This window comes from Anabaena sp. CA = ATCC 33047, assembly GCF_963870205.1.
In the GTDB taxonomy this organism is placed as follows: Bacteria; Cyanobacteriota; Cyanobacteriia; order Cyanobacteriales; family Nostocaceae; genus Trichormus.
Window position 1 is genome coordinate 41,670 of sequence record NZ_CAWMSA010000086.1, and the last position, 22,010, is coordinate 63,679.

At 45.0% G+C, this 22,010-nt stretch carries 12 protein-coding genes; 8 read left to right on the plus strand and 4 right to left on the minus strand.

What is annotated here, in order from left to right; translation table 11 throughout:
- Nucleotides 1–38: 38 nt before the first annotated feature.
- Nucleotides 39–911 (plus strand): fructosamine kinase family protein, encoded by an 873-nt coding sequence (locus tag AACS98_RS22975; protein ID WP_066384563.1) that lies wholly within the window; start codon nt 39–41, stop codon nt 909–911.
- Between the two features lie 150 nt (nt 912–1,061).
- Here the strand turns inward: AACS98_RS22975 and AACS98_RS22980 are convergent, their stop codons facing one another.
- Together AACS98_RS22980 and hslO are read right to left on the minus strand one after the other, a co-directional pair.
- Nucleotides 1,062–3,104, minus strand: coding sequence for a chromosome segregation ATPase (locus tag AACS98_RS22980; protein WP_066384565.1), 2,043 nt, complete (start codon nt 3,102–3,104; stop codon nt 1,062–1,064).
- A 152-nt stretch (nt 3,105–3,256) separates the two neighbouring features.
- On the minus strand, nt 3,257–4,162 hold the full coding sequence (hslO, locus tag AACS98_RS22985) for an Hsp33 family molecular chaperone HslO (RefSeq protein ID WP_066384568.1): 906 nt from the start codon (nt 4,160–4,162) through the stop codon (nt 3,257–3,259).
- A 442-nt stretch (nt 4,163–4,604) separates the two neighbouring features.
- Between hslO and AACS98_RS22990 the strand changes: the two genes are divergently transcribed.
- A complete protein-coding gene (locus tag AACS98_RS22990; RefSeq protein ID WP_066384570.1) occupies nt 4,605–4,994 on the plus strand; it encodes a hypothetical protein in 390 nt (129 codons plus the stop codon).
- A 38-nt stretch (nt 4,995–5,032) separates the two neighbouring features.
- On the opposite strand, the gene AACS98_RS22995 is transcribed toward AACS98_RS22990, so the two are convergent.
- A complete protein-coding gene (locus AACS98_RS22995) occupies nt 5,033–5,458 on the minus strand; it encodes a universal stress protein (RefSeq protein WP_066384572.1) in 426 nt (141 codons plus the stop codon).
- Nucleotides 5,459–5,673: 215 nt separating this feature from the next.
- Entirely contained in the window at nt 5,674–6,975 is a 1,302-nt protein-coding gene (hisD, locus tag AACS98_RS23000; RefSeq protein WP_066384575.1) for a histidinol dehydrogenase, read from the minus strand.
- A 598-nt stretch (nt 6,976–7,573) separates the two neighbouring features.
- On the opposite strand from hisD, the gene rpsT reads away from it, so the two are divergent.
- The 6 genes from rpsT to AACS98_RS23030 all read left to right on the plus strand — a co-directional run bounded on the left by rpsT (nt 7,574) and on the right by AACS98_RS23030 (nt 20,763).
- Nucleotides 7,574–7,867 (plus strand): 30S ribosomal protein S20, encoded by a 294-nt coding sequence (gene rpsT, locus AACS98_RS23005; RefSeq protein WP_066384578.1) that lies wholly within the window; start codon nt 7,574–7,576, stop codon nt 7,865–7,867.
- A gap of 62 nt (nt 7,868–7,929) precedes the next feature.
- A complete protein-coding gene (locus AACS98_RS23010; protein ID WP_066384580.1) occupies nt 7,930–8,715 on the plus strand; it encodes a TatD family hydrolase in 786 nt (261 codons plus the stop codon).
- 736 nt (nt 8,716–9,451) lie between these two features.
- Nucleotides 9,452–12,751 carry a DNA-directed RNA polymerase subunit beta gene (gene rpoB, locus AACS98_RS23015; protein WP_066384582.1) on the plus strand — a complete coding sequence of 1,100 codons (3,300 nt, stop codon included), beginning with the start codon at nt 9,452–9,454 and terminating at the stop codon, nt 12,749–12,751.
- A gap of 125 nt (nt 12,752–12,876) precedes the next feature.
- Nucleotides 12,877–14,754: a DNA-directed RNA polymerase subunit gamma gene (locus tag AACS98_RS23020; protein WP_066384586.1), complete on the plus strand. Its 1,878-nt coding sequence runs from the start codon at nt 12,877–12,879 to the stop codon at nt 14,752–14,754.
- A 156-nt stretch (nt 14,755–14,910) separates the two neighbouring features.
- The gene (locus AACS98_RS23025) at nt 14,911–18,972 is read left to right on the plus strand and encodes a DNA-directed RNA polymerase subunit beta'' (protein WP_066384589.1); all 4,062 of its coding nucleotides are present in this window, start codon (nt 14,911–14,913) and stop codon (nt 18,970–18,972) included.
- A 201-nt stretch (nt 18,973–19,173) separates the two neighbouring features.
- Nucleotides 19,174–20,763, plus strand: coding sequence for a glycoside hydrolase family 57 protein (locus AACS98_RS23030; protein WP_066384595.1), 1,590 nt, complete (start codon nt 19,174–19,176; stop codon nt 20,761–20,763).
- The last annotated feature ends 1,247 nt before the right edge of the window (nt 20,764–22,010 follow it).

Below are 22,010 nucleotides of genomic sequence, written 5' to 3' on the forward strand. Positions count from 1 at the left end.
CAATTATTGAATTTTGAATTTTGAATTTTGAATTTAAAATGTGGACTGAAATCGATGCCCATATTAGCCGAGTCACTGGCGAAAAATTTCAGCATCAACATAAGCGTTCAGTTGGTGGTGGCTGCATTAACCAAGGGTATGCTGTCTCTGATGGCAAACTAACGTATTTTGTCAAACTCAACCAAGCATCTCAAGTTGCCATGTTTGAAGCAGAGATGCTGGGATTACAGCAGATGTACGATACTAATACGATTCGCGTACCAAAACCAATATGTTGGGGTACAGCCGGGAATTCTGGTTATATCATCCTAGAATGGTTGGAAATGGGAAGCGGTAACAGTAACTCTTGGGTAGAAATGGGACGTAGGTTAGCAGCGATGCACAAAACCACTAGCCCTAAAGGTTACGGTTGGGAGATGAATAACACCATCGGTTCTACACCCCAAATCAATACTTGGACAGCAGACTGGGTAGAATTTTATGTTAAACACCGCTTGGGCTATCAATTTCAACTTGCCAGGCGACGAGGTGGTAACTTCCCCAAACAAGACGAATTACTAGATGCTATTTCCCAACTGCTAGCCAATCACGAAGTAAAACCTTCCTTAGTACATGGTGATTTATGGGGTGGGAATGCTGGCTGTACTGTCACAGGTGAACCAGTGATATTTGATCCAGCTACTTATTTTGGGGATAGAGAAGTTGATATCGCCATGACAGAACTTTTCGGTGGGTTTCCCGCCGCTTTTTATCAGGGTTATAACGAAGTCTTCCCCTTAGATGCAGGTTATGAAACCCGAAAAACACTCTATAACCTGTACCACATTTTAAATCACTTCAATTTATTTGGTGGTGGTTATGCTTCCCAAGCTAATCGCATGATAGACCAAATTTTGCGATCGCTCCATTAGAGGGAGTAGGGGTTTAGCATTGCTAAACCCCTACAATACTTGCAATACTTACTTATTGGCGTTCTTATTTGCGCCTACCGCAAGCGGTTCCGCCTTAGCGGTATGCGCGAAACAAAAATCAAGAGACGCGAAACTTCGCGCCTCTCAAAACTACTGCTCATCACTAATAGTAGAAGGCTGAAATTGCTGTATCGGCTCAGGATTAAGCAACTGCTGCCATAATTTAATTTGGTCTTGTGCTGCATTGTAAGTAGAGCTACCCCGTGGTACTAAGCGAGCAGTTTCAATCGCTCTGGGAATATCAGAACTACCTTGAGAACGGGCAATATCTAAGATTTGCTGACTCCATTGGTCAATAGCTATATTGGCATCCATCCGCAACAAACTGCGGTTGGAAATCTGATCAGCCAATCTAATCGCTTGCAGCAAAGCTCCCGGTGTACCAGCCTGTGCAATTTCTTTGGCTTGTTGCCAATTTTCCCTAGCACGAATTTGGCCTTGCCATTCATCGATGGCGGCTTGCGCTTCCCCAGCCAGCGATCGCCCAGAAGATGCCAGTGGTCTAGCTGTATTAATTGCTGCCGTCAACTCTCCAATTTGGGCTAAGTCGCGCGCCTGAGCTAATATTGGTTGGTCTTGGATCCGCTCTATCCTACCTACCCAATTCCGAATTCTGCGGCGTGCTTCTGGATACAATGACCGACCCGGACGAATTTGGCTAGCTTCGGCGATCGCCGCTTGCAAAGAATTAATATCCCCTAAATAAGCTATTTGTTCCGCCCTTTCCAGATAAGGTTGGTCTTCAATAGTTTCTATCTGTGCTTGCCAACGGTTAATACTTTGTCTAGCTTCCGAACTGCGGGGGTTGCTTCCCGGCACCATTTGTGCTTCGGCGATCGCTGCTGTTAAATCATCAATTGTGCCTCGGCTAGCTAGTGTTCTCGCTTTTTCCAACCGGGCAACATCTTCAATTTCCAACTGCCATTGGGTAATTAGCTGTTGCGCTTTGTCATACACTGGCCGTGATGGATCAATGTCTTGTGCCAGGGTAATTGCTGATTCCAAACCTGCTATATTACCTATCCACGCACTTCTTTGGGCATCAGCCAAGGCAATAAAGTCTTCCACTTCTGCCTGTATTCCGGTAATTTGTGGAATTTGTCTGGCAATGTCTATAGCTGTATCAGCATCACGCTGTTTCATTTTCGCTTGTGCTAAATCCAGCATTTTCCGCCCGTAGGCAGGAATCAGTTCTTGCGCTTTTTGATATAAGTAGCTATTTTGTCCAATCGATTGAGCTAATTTGATCGCTTCTAGTAAATTATCTACTACTCTACTCTTAGCTAATCTTTCGGCTGTACCTAACTTATCAACGTCTTCTTTTGCTAAGGTAATAATGCCGTTCAATTGGTCGTATTTAGTCGTTGCCCAATACTTATTATCTACACGCACCAATTTAGCTGCAACCATAAACGCTGATTGCCAGCGTCGTTCCCGTAGTTCTGCTTCTGCTTCCTGGTATATACCTTCTGCCTTCGTCCAAATTGCTTCCCACTTAGCAATTTGCTCATCTACCAATTTATAAGCTGACACATCTTGGGGTATCTTGCGCGCCGTGGCGATCGCCTCTTCTAAATTCCCCGCTTGAAAACTTTGATCAGCCAGCTTTAAAATATCCCGTGACCATTGTTCTACAAATCGATCAATTTCTCCCCGCAGTGGATGGTCTGGGGGTAATTGTCGCACTAAGGCGATCGCTTGTAGCAAGTCTTCAACTGTCTGTTTAGTAGCCGCCAGTTGAGCGCAATGTAGCCGCACCGACGCACTCGCTAGCGGCCAAAAAATTGACGGACAATTAGGCGCAGATGGTAACTTCAGCAGCATTGCTGTGGCCATAAATGCCACACCACCCGGAATCAGCGTTAACAATAACGCCCATCCCATCCAGCCTTTCATCCAGCCCGGCAATTTGCTTTGGCCGCTAACGCCTACATTTTTTTCTGATTCGCTGTTAATCGGGTATGCTGCGGTTTTGTTATCTGTGAGTTGCTGCACTGAATTAGACGAACCAGTAGCAGGTACACCAGAAACATCAGGTTCACCAAATTTTTGCGTTCGGGAGAATCCTCCTATCTCATCTGGTTTTCTTCCTCTGCTTGGATGCCAACTTTCTGGGATATCCCGCTCTGTCATCTCTCACACCACAAATAAGGGAATAGCGATCTGTTTTAGAATGATAATTCTATTTTTGCCATAGTAACTTTCTCATATTTCAAAAGCTACTTGTTACATTATCCTACCCACAGATAACATTAATAATTAAAAGATTCAGCCTTCTTTTATACTTAACTGGAAACCGATGACTCCCCTTGCAAATCCACAATTAATTGAGCTAAATGATCACTGCTGGCTTGATACACACTGCCGCAAAAGTCGCAAGTAGCTTCTGCCCCATCATCTTTGACAATCATATCTTGTAATTCTGCCTCACCCAACATCTTTAATGCTCCTAGCACCCGGTCAAAAGAGCAACCGCAATGAAACCGCAAAATCTGGTGTTCAGGAAAGATGCTTAACCCCATATCACCCAATAAATCATTAAAGATATCCGGTAAATTCTTCCCTGCTTGCAATAACGGCGTGAACCCTGATAACGCTGCTACCCGCGCTTCCAATTTTGCTACTAAAGCCTCATCTCTGGCAGCTTTCGGCAATACCTGTACTAACAAGCCTCCCGCCGCCGTCACTCCACCTGAACCGACAAACACCCCTAAAACCACTGCCGAAGGTGTTTGCTCAGAATTCACTAAGTAATGCGCGACATCATCACCAATCTCACCGGACACCAATTCAACTGTACTAGAGTAGGGGTAGCCGTAACCGATATCTCTGACAACATAAAGGTAGCCATTACCCACTGCACCCCCAACATCTAATTTTCCCTTAGCATTGGGTGGCAATTCTACAGATGGGTTGCCTACATAACCCCGTACTGTCCCATCTAAGCCAGCATCTACTAATATACCGCCTAAAGGGCCATCGCCTTTAATCCTCACATTCACCCTAGATCCTGGTCGCTTCATACTAGAAGCCATCAACAAACCTGATGCCATCGTCCGACCTAGAGCCGCAGTTGCTACATAGGAAAGCTTGTGGCGTTGTCGTGCCTCTTCTGTTAAGCGTGTGGTAATCACGCCTACTGCACGAATCCCACCATCGGCTGCTGTGGCACGAATTAACTGATCCGCCATGAAAACCTTACCAATAATAATTTCTTACCCACTCCCCTGACACATCAGCATAGGGGTGAATCTCATATTTAGTATAACAAAACTTAACTTATACATAAGTAGCCTCAGTATCAGAGAAAATTGATATTCCGGCGAGTCTAGCCCACAGTTCAGAAACAATTTCTCAACTTAACCAAAATTCAGACAGAGCATGCCTCTATCCCCAGCAATTTTTATTTATCTATCTTCTGGTATATTTAACTAACAGCCAATAATCCTGCTCAATCAGCATTTTGAAAGCAATATAAGTTACATTAAAATTATTATTCTCATCTCAAGTTATAGCAATGGTATTATTGCTCATTAGGTGTGATGTTAACAACTAAAAATATTGCATCATCTTGATAGTTATCCTCACCATAAAAAACAACAACTCATTATCATCAAAGTGTAATTTTTAGCAATGCTAGGAAATTTTCAAAAAAGCCAACTCAGAATAGAAATTGCTGCCTCAGCCAGTGCAATTCATGATAGTTTACTGCGAACTGAACAACTCAAAAAATGGCTCCTCGGACAGCGTTTTGCCCCAGGAATACCAGACGAACTGAGTCAAGGTATCAAATTTACTACCTGGACTGGCCCCATCAGTATTCATCATCAAGTGGATGTAGCAAAATCTAACTGTCTACGCTTGCTACTCAGTGGCGGGATAGATGGTTTTCACGAATGGTATTGGGGAGACGGTTGGGTACAATCTCATTTAGAAGGCGTATCATTGATGCCGTTAAATTTAGGGCAAACTTTGAGTTTACTAAGCTTGCGTCAATTTTTGGTGGAGAAAAACAGACGCTAAAATCCCATTTTCACCTGTTTAATTGCATCAATATTATTTTAATGCGGCTTGACCACCAACACAGAACAACCAGCCTCTTCCACTACTTGATTACTCACAGAACCTAAAACAATTCGCTTCATGCCAGTTAAACCACGACTACCAATAATAATTAAATCAGCTTGGTGAATATTGGCGAGGCGAATAATTTCGTCGGCTGGTTCTCCGGCAACCAATTCTATGTGAGTTTTGACTGATAACTGTTCTTGGAAAGATTGCAATTGCTGTTCAATATGAAAAGATGAAAATCGAGCAGATTCAGGCTGAGGTCGATCAGCTGGTAATTCTGTGTCTGACTCGCCTGTGGGAAATACATGACAGAGTATGACTTTTGTCTCTGGTGACAAAACCAAATTTTCTAAAGTCTGGATGACTCGTGTTGCAATTTCCGAACCATCTATAGCTACCAAAATAGTTTTGAGCATGGCTGTTACCTCTTCCAATTCAGATTCCTGATATCAGCATGAATCAACTGATTGGCAGCCATACCAACAATTTCTCACACAAAGACTGAGTTTACATGGTAGAGACTTTGCTGTACAAAGCTTTCCCAGGTGAAGATGACAGCTGCCTAAACTTTTAGTTTGAAGCCATTAAGTATTTTTTACCAAAACTATAGGAAAAACTTAAGCATTCTCCATCAGTCTTCTTGCTGAATTCGGCGACGCACTGAATCAGCATGAGAAGGTAAGCCTTCGGCTGTGGCTAGTGCGTCAATGGCTCCTGCAACTTTTTGCAATGCTGTGGGTGAATATTGAATAATATTGGAATGCTTCAGAAAAGTTTCCACTCCCAAAGCGGAAGCGTAGCGAGCAGCACCAGAAGTAGGTAAGGTGTGGTTAGGCCCTGCTATGTAATCCCCAACAGCTTCCGGTGTAGAATAGCCGAGGAATATCGCCCCAGCATGGCGAATGTTCGGCAATAATGCCCAAGGGTCTTTAACTTCTAATTCTAGGTGTTCCGGTGCGAATTCATTGGAGAGTTCCGCAGCTGCTTCTAAAGATTCCACCAGGATGATTAAACCGTAGTGAGCGATCGCTTTTTCGGTATCTATCCGCCGGGGGTGATCAACTAATTGTCTTTCTACAGCTACTTGCACATTTTTGGCTAACGCCGGTTCTGTGGTTAACAAAATCGCCGCCGCCATCGGATCATGTTCGGCTTGCGCTAATAAATCAGTCGCCACTTGCACAGGATTAGCTGTTTCATCGGCAATGATTAGCACTTCCGAAGGCCCGGCTAAACAATCAATCCCCACAGTGCCGTAGACTAACTTTTTAGCTAAGGTGACATAAATATTCCCCGGCCCGGTAATTACATCTACCTTGGGGATGGTTTCTGTACCATAAGCTAAAGCGGCGATCGCCTGCGCGCCTCCTACCCGATAAATTTCTTTAACTCCCGCTTCTTGTGCCGCGACTAACACCGCCGGGTTAATAGTTTTATTTGCACCTGGGGGAGTCACCATGACTACACGCGGTACACCAGCCACTTTCGCCGGAATGGCGTTCATTAGTACCGTACTCGGATACGCCGCACGGCCTCCAGGGATATACAAACCCGCACGGTCTACCGCAGTGTAGCGTTTACCTAACACCACATCATCATCGCCAAACTGTACCCAGGTTTTCGGGACTCGCTGACGATGAAAGGCTTCAATTTGCTCACAAGCTAGCTGAATTGCCTGTAGTAGTTCTTTCGATACCTTTTGGTAAGCCGCATCCAGTTCCGAACCTTTGACAAGCAGTTCTTCAGGCTTGAGGTCTTGATTGTCAAATTCGGCGGTATAATGTAGCACAGCTTTATCGCCTTGGCGTTTAACTGCTTGCAACACTTCCCGCACGGTGGCTTCTTGATGAAGCACTGGTTCATCATTGGTGCGATCGCAGATCCGTTTTAGTTCTGCTCTAACGTCTGCCTGCTGAGTAATGATTCGCAGCATGGAGTAAGGACAATGCCAAAATTTTAGAATATACCCGCCTGAGAATTAGTTCTGCCATTTACCCACTGGGTACATTGCCGACGCTAATCCTCTTCTCTAGCTTAACCTGGATTTTTTTGATACTCTCAATACCTCCAGCAGTTGATTTGCTGAAGACGGCAACTAAATGACTGATGACACCACCTCGCCATCTTTCTGGGAGCTTTGCTGATGCTGATACACATCTACGCTTACCCAATCCAGAAATCAAATGAGTGGTCGAGTCAAATTTGTGCTGATTTTTACTTAAATATCCACTAAAGTTCTTCAACCCTAGCTATTTGCAGCCTTTTCTTGTAACTGTACATCCTGGTTAGGGGATGTACCCCAGGGCTGGTCTTTAGGTCAGGTTTGGCAGCCATGAAAAAAGTTGATGATTATGACCTTTTATCATAGCGTTTTTTCTCAGGTTTGGTGCATACCTGAGAAATTAGCTAGCAACTTTCTGAGCCACCCAAAAGTAATTTTTTGTCAGAATGCCTAACATTGGCAATCTTGATGCTATATTAGTAAGTCTAGTAGTGTGTGTACATAATTAATAGTCTTTTTGGAATTGACTGTGGCGAATACAAAGTCTGCTCTCAAGCGCGCCAAAATCGCAGAACGCAATCGGCTGCGTAATAAAAACTACAAATCAGCAGTTAGAACGCTGATGAAAAAATACTTGCAAGCGGTAGAAGTTTATGCAGGTAATCCTACTCCAGAAGCACAACAGGAAGTACAAACAAGACTTTCTGAGGCTTACAGCAAAATCGATAAAGCTGTAAAGCGGGGTGTTCTGCATCCCAACAATGGGGCAAGGAAAAAGTCCAGAATGGCTCAAAAGCTCAAGCCACTCACCCAAACAGCATAAGCAGTGATTGGTTATTAGTCATTAACTAATGACTAATGACTAATGACTACTGACTAATGACCATGCAACTGATTGATACTCACGTACATCTCAATTTCGCAGCCTTCCAGGCAGATTTAACAGCAGTGCGATCGCGGTGGCAAGAAGCAGGAGTTGTACGTTTAGTACATTCCTGTGTCGAGCCATCAGAGTTTGCCAGTATTCAAGCCTTAGCCCACAAGTTTCCGGAAATCAGCTTTGCCGTAGGCTTGCATCCTTTAGACGCAGAAAAATGGCAGAGTCATACAGGTGAGGAAATATTATCCTTAGCGCGTTCTGATTCTCAGGTAGTGGCGATTGGTGAAATGGGGCTGGACTTTTATAAAGCCGATAACCATGAACAACAGCATCAGGTATTTGAGGCGCAATTAGCGATCGCCTCTGAACTCAACTTACCCGTAATTATTCACTGTCGGGATGCCGCAGTTGCAGTCAGAGACATCTTACAAAAATGGCAAGAGAGGACAAATCATCAACTTCGGGGGGTGATGCACTGTTGGGGAGGGACACCAGAAGAAACTCAATGGTTTATGGATTTAGGCTTTTATATTAGTTTTAGCGGTACTGTTACATTTAAGAACGCTAAAACAATACAAGCCTCAGCCCAGATAGTGAGCAGCGATCGCTTACTAATTGAAACCGATTGTCCGTTTTTGGCACCAGTTCCCAAACGGGGAGAAAAGCGGAATGAGCCAGCTTATGTGCGCCATGTAGCGGAGCAAATAGCCAAGCTAAGAGGAGAGACATTAGAGGCAATTTCCACTCAAACTACCCAAAATGCCTGCAAACTATTTGGTCTAGCACTATAAAGTTTGTCCGGTTATATTATAGGTTGCAGTTAAAAATAAACAGCTAGGAGGAAAAAATATGCTAAAATTAATGCCTCCAAAACATTTTGTGTGCGTCATAATGATAAAGGAAGGAACTGAAAACTCCTAAGCTTGATTTTGTACAGTTATCAACTTGACCCTCCTCACATCTCCACAAGCGGATGCTTTCAATGTTATGACAAAACCTGACAACCAACATTGAGAGCAATTCTGACTAAAACCACCGGCTTTGTAATTAACCTATAGAAAATTGTTAAAAGAAATTGTCTTGTGATCACAATCTTGCAAAATCAAGCCATTTTGACGAATAAACTCCAAAGAAAGCTTTTGCTCCTCAATCACAGGCTATCACCGTGAGTAGCAATGGTGTGTTTTAGACAAAATAACATCTGCGACAAGTACAAGTAGTTGAAGCACTGTTGGGAGGGGAAGTGAGTTAGTTAGACAAATTGGGGTAAGGGCAGATTTCCGATTACTGCTGTTAAGGAATCAATGACATAGCTGGATGATAGTAGCCGTGGCTGGCTATCAGGGGTGATCACCCCTTGTGAAAATCTCCCGCGCCAGATGCAATTGCTGCGTTTATCCACACTTGTAAATCATCAGGTGAGATTGAAGGAGAAGTTCCCAAACAGCTAAGGACACGGAAGCAAGACAACAAAAGTCATCCAACTGTGTCCTCTAAAAATTTAACCAGGTTGACAAAGGTAGAGGCATGACTAGCGAAAATTATATTGAACCCGCCTTTCTATTGCCCGACTTGATTGAAATCCAGCGTTCAAGCTTTCGCTGGTTTTTAGAAGAAGGGCTGATCGAAGAACTCAACTCCTTTAGTCCTATTACAGACTATACCGGCAAACTAGAACTGCATTTTTTAGGACAAAACTACAAACTTAAAGAACCAAAGTACAGCGTTGAAGAAGCCAAACGCCGGGATAGTACCTATGCTGTACAGATGTATGTTCCCACCCGCCTGTTAAATAAAGAAACAGGGGATATTAAAGAGCAAGAAGTATTTATTGGGGATCTGCCCTTGATGACAGATCGCGGCACCTTTATTATTAACGGAGCCGAGCGGGTAATTGTCAATCAAATCGTGCGATCGCCTGGAGTTTACTACAAATCCGAAATCGACAAAAACGGACGGCGTACCTATTCTGCCAGCTTAATTCCCAACCGAGGAGCATGGCTGAAATTTGAAACCGACCGTAACGATTTAGTGTGGGTGCGGATAGATAAAACCCGTAAACTCTCAGCCCAAGTATTACTTAAAGCCCTAGGGTTATCAGATAACGAAATTTTTGATGCTCTTCGCCATCCAGAATACTTCCAAAAAACCATCGAGAAAGAAGGGCAGTTTTCCGAAGAAGAAGCCCTAATGGAGTTATACCGCAAACTCCGCCCCGGTGAACCACCAACCGTCCTGGGTGGACAACAACTGTTAGACTCCCGGTTCTTCGACCCCAAACGCTATGACTTAGGTCGTGTTGGTAGATACAAACTTAACAAGAAATTACGCCTGTCTGTACCTGAGACAGTACGGATACTGACCCCTAGCGATATTTTGGCAGCAGTTGATTACCTGATCAACCTGGAATACGACATCGGTAGCGTAGATGACATCGACCACTTAGGCAACCGTCGCGTCAGAAGCGTAGGTGAGTTGTTGCAAAACCAAGTCCGGGTAGGGTTAAACCGCCTAGAAAGAATCATTCGGGAACGGATGACCGTATCCGACGCAGAAGTATTAACTCCTGCATCCTTGGTCAACCCCAAACCCTTGGTAGCAGCCATTAAAGAATTCTTTGGTTCCAGCCAATTAAGTCAGTTCATGGATCAAACAAATCCCTTAGCAGAACTGACCCACAAACGTCGTTTGTCAGCCCTTGGCCCTGGCGGTTTAACCCGTGAACGGGCAGGTTTTGCGGTGCGGGATATTCACCCCTCCCACTACGGACGTATCTGCCCCATCGAAACACCAGAAGGCCCCAACGCGGGTTTGATTGGTTCTTTAGCTACCCACGCACGGGTAAACCAGTATGGCTTCTTAGAAACACCCTTTAGACCAGTAGAAAACGGTCGGGTAATCTTTGACAAGCCAGCAGTATACATGACCGCCGATGAAGAAGACGACCTACGGGTAGCACCAGGGGATATTCCCCTTGATGAAAATGGCTACATTCTAGGGCCACAAGTACCAGTCCGTTATCGGCAAGAATTCTCCACCACCACACCAGAACAAGTAGACTACGTAGCCGTATCTCCGGTACAAATTGTCTCCGTAGCTACCAGCATGATTCCCTTCTTGGAACATGACGACGCAAACCGCGCCCTCATGGGTTCTAATATGCAACGGCAAGCAGTACCCCTGCTGAAACCAGAGCGACCCTTAGTCGGTACTGGTTTAGAAGCCCAAGGTGCGAGAGACTCCGGGATGGTGATTATTTCCCGTACTGATGGCGAGGTGACTTATGCAGATGCCACAGAAATTCGGGTACGTCCCAAACCAAATTCATCAGAAATTAAGTATACCCTTTCCAAATACCAGCGTTCTAACCAAGATACCTGCTTAAACCAAAAGCCACTTGTACGCATTGGTGAACACGTAGTAGCGGGTCAGGTATTAGCTGATGGTTCTTCTACCGAAGGCGGAGAATTGGCACTTGGTCAGAATATTGTCGTAGCTTATATGCCGTGGGAAGGCTACAACTACGAAGACGCAATTTTAATTTCTGAACGCCTGGTACAAGATGATATTTACACCTCAATTCACATTGAAAAATATGAAATTGAGGCACGGCAGACCAAACTAGGGCCAGAAGAAATCACCAGAGAAATTCCCAACGTCGGGGAAGATGCCTTGCGTCAGTTAGATGAACAGGGGATCATTCGCATTGGGGCGTGGGTAGAATCTGGAGACATCTTAGTAGGTAAAGTCACACCCAAAGGCGAATCTGACCAACCCCCAGAAGAAAAACTGTTGCGGGCAATTTTCGGGGAAAAAGCACGGGATGTGAGAGATAATTCCTTGCGTGTACCCAACGGTGAAAAAGGGCGTGTAGTTGACGTGCGCTTGTTTACCCGTGAACAAGGTGATGAACTGCCACCGGGTGCAAATATGGTAGTCCGGGTGTATGTGGCGCAGAAGCGGAAAATTCAGGTAGGCGACAAAATGGCAGGTCGTCACGGGAATAAGGGGATTATTTCGCGGATACTGCCCATAGAAGATATGCCTTATCTGCCTGATGGTTCCCCTGTAGATATTGTCCTCAACCCTCTGGGTGTACCCAGCCGGATGAACGTCGGACAGGTATTTGAGTGTCTGTTAGGTTGGGCTGGCTATAACTTGGGAGTGCGGTTTAAAATTACCCCCTTCGATGAAATGTATGGGGAAGAATCATCTCGCCGCATTGTGCATGGCAAATTGCAAGAAGCACGGGATGAAACAGGTCGCAACTGGGTGTATAACCCCGATGACTCTGGCAAAATCATGGTATTTGATGGTCGGACTGGCGAACCATTCGACCGACCGGTGACCGTGGGTGTAGCTTATATGCTGAAACTGGTACACCTAGTAGACGATAAGATTCACGCTCGTTCTACTGGCCCGTACTCCTTAGTGACACAGCAACCCTTGGGTGGTAAAGCACAACAAGGTGGTCAGCGATTTGGGGAAATGGAAGTGTGGGCTTTGGAAGCCTTTGGTGCTGCTTACACCTTGCAAGAATTGTTGACAGTAAAATCCGACGATATGCAGGGACGAAATGAAGCCTTAAATGCGATCGTTAAAGGTAAGGCTATTCCCAGACCTGGCACACCAGAATCCTTTAAGGTGTTGATGCGCGAATTACAATCCTTGGGCTTAGATATTGCTGTGCATAAAGTAGAAACCCAAGCCGATGGTAGTTCCTTAGATGTGGAAGTTGATTTAATGGCAGACCAAGCCAACAGAAGAACACCACCTCGACCCACCTACGAATCTCTCTCCCGCGAATCCTTGGAAGACGAAGAATAGGTATTAGAGACTGGGGACTCTTGACTGGGGACTGGGAAATAATCCCCAGTACCCAATACCCAATCCCTAATACCCAACACCCAAAGTTCCAAAACTAAATACACTCAACACTCAGCACTGAAAGTATGAGACCTGCCCAAACTAATCAGTTTGACTACGTAAAAATCGGCTTGGCATCACCTGAACGTATTCGCCAGTGGGGTGAAAGAACATTACCCAATGGTCAGGTAGTCGGTGAAGTTACCAAACCAGAGACAATTAACTACCGTACCCTCAAGCCAGAGATGGATGGCTTATTTTGTGAGCGCATCTTTGGCCCCGCGAAAGATTGGGAATGTCACTGTGGTAAGTATAAAAGAGTCCGCCATAGAGGGATTGTTTGTGAGCGTTGTGGCGTAGAAGTTACCGAGTCACGGGTGCGTCGCCATCGCATGGGATACATCAAACTAGCTGCGCCAGTAGCCCACGTTTGGTATCTCAAAGGGATTCCTAGTTATATTTCCATCCTGCTAGATATGCCTTTGCGGGATGTGGAACAAATTGTATATTTCAACTCTTATGTTGTCCTTAGTCCCGGCAATGCGGAAACTTTAACCTATAAACAACTGCTGAGTGAAGACCAGTGGTTGGAAATTGAAGACCAAATTTATAGCGAAGATTCTCAGTTGCAAGGTGTAGAGGTAGGTATCGGTGCGGAAGCATTACTGCGCTTGCTGGCTGACATTAACTTAGAGCAAGAAGCCGAAAACCTCCGCGAAGAAATTGGTACTGCCAAAGGACAAAAGCGAGCAAAACTGATTAAACGCCTGCGGGTAATTGACAACTTCATTGCTACCGGTTCTAAGCCGGAGTGGATGGTGATGACAGTTATTCCCGTCATTCCTCCAGATTTGCGCCCAATGGTGCAGTTGGATGGTGGACGGTTTGCGACTAGCGATTTAAATGATTTATATCGTCGGGTAATTAACCGGAATAATCGTTTAGCACGACTGCAAGAAATTCTCGCACCGGAAATTATTGTGCGGAACGAAAAGCGGATGCTGCAAGAAGCGGTAGACGCTTTGATTGATAACGGTCGTCGGGGACGTACCGTGGTAGGGGCAAACAATCGACCCCTGAAGTCTTTGTCCGACATTATTGAAGGTAAACAAGGACGTTTCCGGCAAAACTTGTTGGGTAAACGGGTTGACTACTCTGGACGTTCCGTAATTGTCGTAGGGCCAAAGCTGAAGATTCACCAATGCGGTTTGCCCAGAGAAATGGCGATTGAGCTATTTCAACCATTTGTGATTAATCGCCTGATTCGCAGTGGCATGGTGAATAACATCAAAGCTGCGAAAAAATTAATTTCTCGTTCCGACCCCAGTGTTTGGGATGTTTTGGAAGAGGTGATTGAAGGACACCCCGTGATGCTCAACCGTGCGCCAACGCTGCACCGCTTGGGTATTCAGGCTTTTGAGCCGATTTTGGTAGAAGGGCGAGCAATTCAACTACATCCTTTGGTTTGTCCGGCGTTTAACGCTGACTTTGACGGTGACCAAATGGCGGTACACGTACCTTTGTCATTAGAAAGTCAGGCTGAGGCGCGGCTGTTGATGCTGGCTTCTAATAACATTTTGTCACCAGCCACAGGTAGACCGATTATTACACCTAGCCAAGATATGGTCTTGGGGGCATACTACCTAACTGCGGAGAATCCTGGTGCTACAAAGGGTGCAGGTAGGTATTTTGCATCGATGGAAGACGTAATTATGGCCTTCGAGCAAGAGCAAATCGACTTACACGCCTACGTTTACGTCCGCTTTGACGGGGAAGTAGAAACTTCTCAACCTGATACAGAACCCGTAGAGGTGAAAAATAACGAAGACGGTAGCCGGACTGTCATCTACAAATTCCGCCAAGTCAGAGAAGACGCTCAGGGCAACTTAATTTCTCAGTATATACGCACTACGCCGGGTCGCGTTATTTACAATAAAGCGATTCAGGAAGCACTTGCAAGTTAGGGAGTATAGGCAGGGGAGATGAGGGAGATGAGGGAGACAAGGAAGACAAGGAAGACAAGGAAGACAAGGAAGAATCTTCTGCCTTCTGCCCCAGTCCCCAGTCCCCAGTCCCCAATACCCAATACCCAATCCCCAATGACTAAGGACTAAAGACTAATGACTAACGAAAAGATGATTTTTCGCAATCGCGTCGTTGACAAAGGTCAACTGAGAAATTTGATCGCTTGGGCGTTCACTCATTACGGGACAGCGCGAACTGCTGTAATGGCGGATAAGTTGAAGGATTTAGGCTTTCGCTATGCTACCAGAGCTGGGGTTTCTATCAGTGTTGATGACTTGATGGTGCCACCAACTAAGCGGAGTCTTTTGGACGCAGCAGAAGAGGAAATTCGCGCTACAGAAGCCCGTTACCAACGGGGTGAAATTACTGAAGTAGAACGTTTCCAAAAGGTAATTGATACTTGGAACGGTACGAGTGAAGCGTTAAAAGATGAGGTAGTTACCCACTTTAAACAGACAAACCCCCTCAATTCTGTATACATGATGGCGTTTTCTGGGGCGCGGGGTAATATCTCTCAGGTGCGTCAGTTGGTGGGGATGCGGGGACTGATGGCAGATCCGCAAGGGGAAATTATTGACTTACCTATCAAAACTAACTTCCGGGAAGGTCTGACGGTAACGGAATATATTATTTCTTCTTACGGTGCGCGGAAAGGGTTGGTAGATACGGCGTTACGTACCGCCGACTCTGGTTATCTTACCCGTCGTTTGGTGGACGTTTCCCAGGATGTGATCATTCGGGAAATTGATTGTGGTACTACTAGAGGCATTCCTCTGCGGGCGATGACCGAAGGTAGTAAAACCCTGATCAAGTTGTCTACACGCTTGCTAGGACGGGTAGTGGGTGAAGATGTCATACATCCAACTACCAAGGAAGTGATTGCACCACGTAATACCCCAATTTCTGATGACTTAGCTAAGGAGATAGAGAAAGCTGGGGTAAAAGAAGTTGTAGTGCGATCGCCTCTCACCTGTGAAGCCGCCCGTTCCGTTTGCCAACACTGCTACGGCTGGAGTTTGGCACACGCCAAAATGGTAGACTTAGGCGAAGCCGTCGGTATCATCGCCGCCCAAAGTATTGGCGAACCAGGCACCCAGCTAACCATGCGGACATTCCACACCGGTGGTGTGTTCACCGGGGAAGTAGCTCAACAAGTGCGTTCTAAAATTGATGGGACGGTGAAAATCCCCCGCAAATTGCGGACAAGACCCTATCGTACCCGTCACGGGGAAGATGCCTTGTATGTGGAAACCAATGGGACTCTGATTTTAGAACCACAGAAAGATGGTGCAGAAACACCAGTTAACCAAGAAATCCAAGTTACCCAAGGTTCCACACTCTATATATTTGATGGGCAGCAGGTAAAAATTGGTCAGTTATTGGCAGAGGTCGCCCTGGGTGGTCGTACTACCCGCGCCAACACAGAAAAAGCCGTCAAAGATGTGGCTTCTGACTTAGCTGGCGAAGTCAAGTTTGCGGAAGTAGTCCCCGAACAAAAAACCGACCGTCAAGGTAACACCACCACTACCGCCGCACGGGGTGGTTTGATTTGGATTTTGTCTGGGGAAGTTTACAACTTGCCACCAGGAGCAGAATTAGTAGTCAATAACGGCGACTCAGTAGCAACTAACGGCGTATTGGCAGAAACCAAATTAACCACCTTACACGGTGGTGTAGTGCGTTTACCAGAAGCTACCCCAGGTAAGAGTACCAGGGAAATTGAAATTATTACGGCTTCTGTAATTTTAGACCAAGCCACCGTCACCGTTCAAAGTTCCCAAGGGCGCAACAACTACCTAGTCACCACAGGTAATAACCAAGTATTTAACTTGCGGGCTACACCAGGCACAAAAGTGCAGAATGGTCAAGTAGTAGCGGAGTTGATTGATGACCGCTATCGCACTACCACAGGTGGATTACTGAAGTTTGCTGGCGTAGAAGTCCAGAAGAAAGGTAAAGCCAAACTGGGTTATGAAGTGGTACAGGGAGGTACACTGTTGTGGATTCCCGAAGAAACCCACGAAGTTAACAAAGACATCTCCTTGCTGTTGGTAGAAGATGGTCAGTATGTCGAAGCTGGTACTGAAGTCGTTAAAGACATATTCTGTCAAAACAATGGTGTAGTTGAAGTCACCCAGAAAAACGATATTCTGCGAGAAGTCGTAATTAAGCCTGGTGAACTGCTAATGGTAGACGATCCAGAAGCAGTGATGGGACGAGATGACACATTTCTCCCCGCAGGTGAGGAATTGTTAGGGCGAGTCTTTAATGAACTGCGCTACATCCAGTATGTGGAGTCCCCAGAAGGCCCAGCATTGTTAAGCCGTCCCGTGGTAGAGTTTGCCGTCCCTGAGCATCCAGATGTGCCATCGACTACATCTGTGAGCCAACAGACCGGACGTTCTATTCAGATGCGGGCAGTACAGCGATTGCCTTATAAAGACTCTGAACGTGTCAAGTCTGTGGAAGGTGTGGAACTGCTACGCACCCAATTAGTCTTGGAAATTGAGCAGGAAGGCGAACAAGAACATAATGCTTCTCCGTTAGCCGCAGATATTGAATTAGTAGCGGATGCGGAGAATCCAGAAATTCAACGTTTACAACTGGTAATTCTGGAATCTTTAATCATTCGGCGCGATATTGCTGCTGATGCGACTCAAGGCAGTACCCAGACAGCTTTAGAAGTGAAAGAGGGAGACACGATCGCTCCTGGTGCAGTGGTGGCGCGTACCCAAATCTTATCTAAAGAAGGTGGGATTGTGCGCGGTCTGCAAAAAGGAACCGAAGCGGTGCGTCGCTGTTTAGTGCTGCGCCGCACTGACATGGCAACGCTGAATGTTAACGGCCAACCCACAGTCAAAGCAGGTAACTTGATCGTAGCAGGTGCAGAAATTGCCCCTGGTGTCTTCGCTGAAGAATCTGGGCAAGTGGTGTCAGTGAAAAATGCTAATGTTGAATCTGCTGCCAGTGAATCAGCACTGAGCACCCAAAACTATGCAGTTACTATCCGGGCTGGTCGTCCTTACCGAGTTAGCCCTGGGGCGGTGTTACAGGTAGAAGACGGCGATTTGGTACAACGGGGCGATAACTTAGTGTTGCTGGTGTTTGAACGGGCAAAAACTGGAGACATCATTCAAGGTTTGCCTCGGATTGAAGAACTGCTAGAAGCCCGCAAACCTAAAGAAGCCTGTATTTTGGCAAAACGGGGCGGGGAAGTGAAGGTGGTTTACGGTGATGGTGATGAAGCGATCGCTGTCAAAGTCATAGAGTCAAATGGTGTAGTCACCGACTACGCACTTGGCCCTGGTCAAAACCTGATCGTACCTGATGGTTCTCATGTATCAGCAGGGCAACCACTAACAGATGGCCCTTCTAATCCTCACGAAATTTTAGAAACTTTCTTCAGTTTGGGTTCAGACGAAGGTGTTTATGCCTGTGCCAGCCACGCCTTGCAAAAAGTACAGACATTCTTGGTGAATGAAGTCCAGATGGTTTATCAATCCCAAGGGATTGACATCGCTGACAAACACATCGAAGTGATTGTCCGCCAAATGACCAACAAAGTGCGGATTGATGATGGTGGTGACACCACTATGCTTCCCGGTGAGTTGGTGGAATTACGCCAAGTTGAGCAAGTAAATGAAGCTATGGCGATTACTGGCGGTGCTAGAGCGCAATACACCCCAGTATTGTTAGGGATTACCAAAGCATCCTTGAACACCGATAGCTTTATTTCTGCGGCATCCTTCCAAGAAACCACACGGGTTCTCACCGAAGCAGCCATTGAAGGTAAATCTGACTGGTTGCGTGGCTTAAAAGAAAACGTAATTATCGGACGTTTGATTCCGGCGGGTACTGGTTACAACACCTATGATGAACCCGGTATGATCGAAGACTATTCAACTCTGGATACCAGCAGTGTCTTAGATGAAACCGATGACCCACTGGATATGGTGCTAGATGACCGCACAGCTCGCGCCTATAATTTAGATGTTCCTTCTTTGGGAGACGGTGGATTTGGTAATCGGCGGTCAATTCTCGATGAGGATGATGATTTGATTGCAGATGAAATTCATGACCTCGTAGACGAAGAGGAAGAGGAAGACGAAGTTGACGACTACGAGGAAGATGACGAAGACGATTTCGATGATGAGTAATATCGAAAAGTCAAAGTGAAAATTGCAAAGGCAAAAGAATCAATTCTTTTGCCTTTTTTTATATCTATCTTTCTAAATTTTGAATGAGAGAATTTTGAATTCAGAGCGAAGCAACGTCACGATCCCCAGAAGGTCTTAAAATATTGTTAATTTCCCCCAAACCCCTTGACCTGCAAATTACAAGTATCACCCCAAAAAACTATGGCTATTGGCTACGTCGCGCTTGTACTCCACGCACATCTGCCTTTTGTTCGTCACCCAGAAAGTGATTATGTACTAGAAGAAGAATGGCTGTATGAAGCTATTACCGAAACATACATTCCCTTACTAAAAGTATTTGAAGGCTTAAAACGAGACGGCATCGACTTTAAAATCACCATGAGTATGACACCACCGCTAGTGTCGATGCTCCGTGACCCTTTGTTACAAGAACGCTATGATACTCACTTAGCCAAACTAGAAGAATTAGCAGAACTGGAAGCCGAGCGTAATGTCCACAATGGGCATATTCGTTACCTAGCCGAACACTACGCCACTGAGTTTAATGAAGCGCGTCAGATGTGGGAACGCTACAACGGTGATTTAGTAACGGCTTTTAAAGAGTTCCAAGATACTAACAATCTAGAAATTATCACCTGTGGTGCCACTCATGGCTATTTGCCATTGATGAAGATGTATCCGCAAGCTGTATGGGCGCAAATTCAGGTAGCTTGTGAACATTACGAAGAAACTTTTGGTCGTCCCCCTAAAGGTATTTGGTTGCCAGAATGCGCCTACTATGAAGGTTTAGAACGGATGCTGGCAGATGCGGGTTTGCGTTACTTCCTGACTGATGGACATGGTATTCTTTATGCTCGTCCTCGTCCCCGCTTTGGTACTTACGCGCCAATTTTTACTGAAACTGGTGTTGCGGCTTTTGGTCGTGATCATGAATCTTCACAACAGGTATGGTCTTCTGAGGTGGGCTATCCCGGTGCGGCGGAATATCGGGAATTTTATAAAGATTTGGGCTGGGAAGCTGAATATGAGTACATCAAGCCCTACATTATGCCCAACGGTCAACGTAAAAATACGGGGATTAAGTATCACAAAATTACTGGACGTGGCTTAGGTTTATCCGATAAAGCACTCTATGACCCTTATTGGGCAAGAGAAAAGGCGGCAGAACACGCTGGTAATTTTATGTATAACCGCGAACGTCAGGTAGAGCATCTCTATGGCATTATGCAGCGTCCGCCAATTATTGTTTCGCCCTATGATGCTGAGTTGTTTGGGCATTGGTGGTATGAAGGGCCTTGGTTTATTGATTATCTCTTCCGCAAGTCTTGGTATGACCAAGGAACTTATACAATGACTCACTTGGCAGATTATTTACGGGCTGAACCGACTCAGCAAGTCTGTCGTCCTTCTCAGTCAAGTTGGGGTTATAAGGGTTTTCATGAGTATTGGTTAAATGATACCAATGCCTGGATTTACCCACATCTGCACAAAACTGCGGAACGGATGATTGAAATCTCTCGTTTAGAACCGGAGGATGAATTATCCTGGAAAGCACTCAATCAAGCGGCGCGTGAATTGCTGTTGGCTCAATCTTCTGACTGGGCGTTTATTATGCGGACAGGGACTATGGTTCCCTATGCAGTACGACGGACGCGATCGCACATCATGCGATTTAATAAACTTTATGAAGATATAAAAATCGGCAAGATTGATAGCGGTTGGCTAGAAAAAGTGGAATTAATGGATAATATTTTCCCCAATATTAACTATCGGGTTTATCGTCCTTTGTAATTAACATCTCACCTCAGTTTATTTTTTTCACAGATGAAAAGCTAAACCCCCAGTTATCAATACTGGGGTTTTGGCTGGCTTCTTGCTGATTTTACCAGTGCGTCGCCGCACCGGTGGGAAGCTGATATCTGATATCATGTTCATCTCTTGAGTTACAGTGATGAGCGCATCTGTGCAGAACCTAATGATCAATCTTTCATATCAGAAATTTTTACCTTTACATTTCTTTAGAAATACAGCAGGGAATAGGGAACTCTTAACAGGGAAAAGGTTTGAAACTCTCTTAGTATAAAGCTTTGTTCCTAAAATTTGTACCTGATTGACCCCAAATCTGCTGTATCTTCTCCAACTTAGAAGGCATCAAAAATTTAATCATCCTCTTCTGAATTTTGGATTTAACTTTTTTGGCAATCAAACCGTAAAAATAAGGATTTGAGTTGATTTTCTGGCAAAAGTGACAAAAGATGTTGATTACAAAAATTAACTTTTTTTGCTCGGCAGGGCTGTAGTCAGATTATTACAGTTTTTATTCATCAATATAGGTTTCGGCAAAGTTTTAGTATAATTAAAGCTAAATTAGTCTAAAAATTTAATTAAAACAATCCAAATTGACATTAACTCATGCTAATCTCTCTTTTTGAGAGATGCGTGATCAAGCAAATATTAATTTTTCGGGTGCGTTAAAACAAAGCGTAACGTACCAAAATCATCTGCTGCATTACGGCTGATTTCTATTATCAAAAACACTTATAGCTGTAGTCGGATAAGTTAGGAAATTTTGAAAGCGTGAATGCTAGGAATAGTAAGATTTTACCTCCAGCATAGCTGCCTCCTATCTTTTGCCTCCTGCTATAAATTCTGAAATAGCCGGAAGAAAATGCCAGTAAGTTTAAATCGGGAAAGTATTCTGGAGAATAGCTTATGGGGGAAATTCACTGTTCTGCGGACTGCCTGAAAACTGGATACACTCCTCTATTTACATCTTGCAGTAGTTGCTTGATTGCGCTGACAGGGTGGTGGGCATTGCCAACAATATAAAACTAAGGCTTTCAGCAAGTTACAAGCAATGCCCACCCGACAAAAATTATCATCAAGGAACAGGTGCCAGATGTGGGTAGAGATAAACAGCCAAAAATAGATTTTGAGGCAAATTGTTCACGATTAAGGAGAAAAGTTAAAGTAACGTCAAATTCATACCCAGCCATAAATGATGTTAGTCAAACAGGTTGAGAAACTCTGTAGTTGAC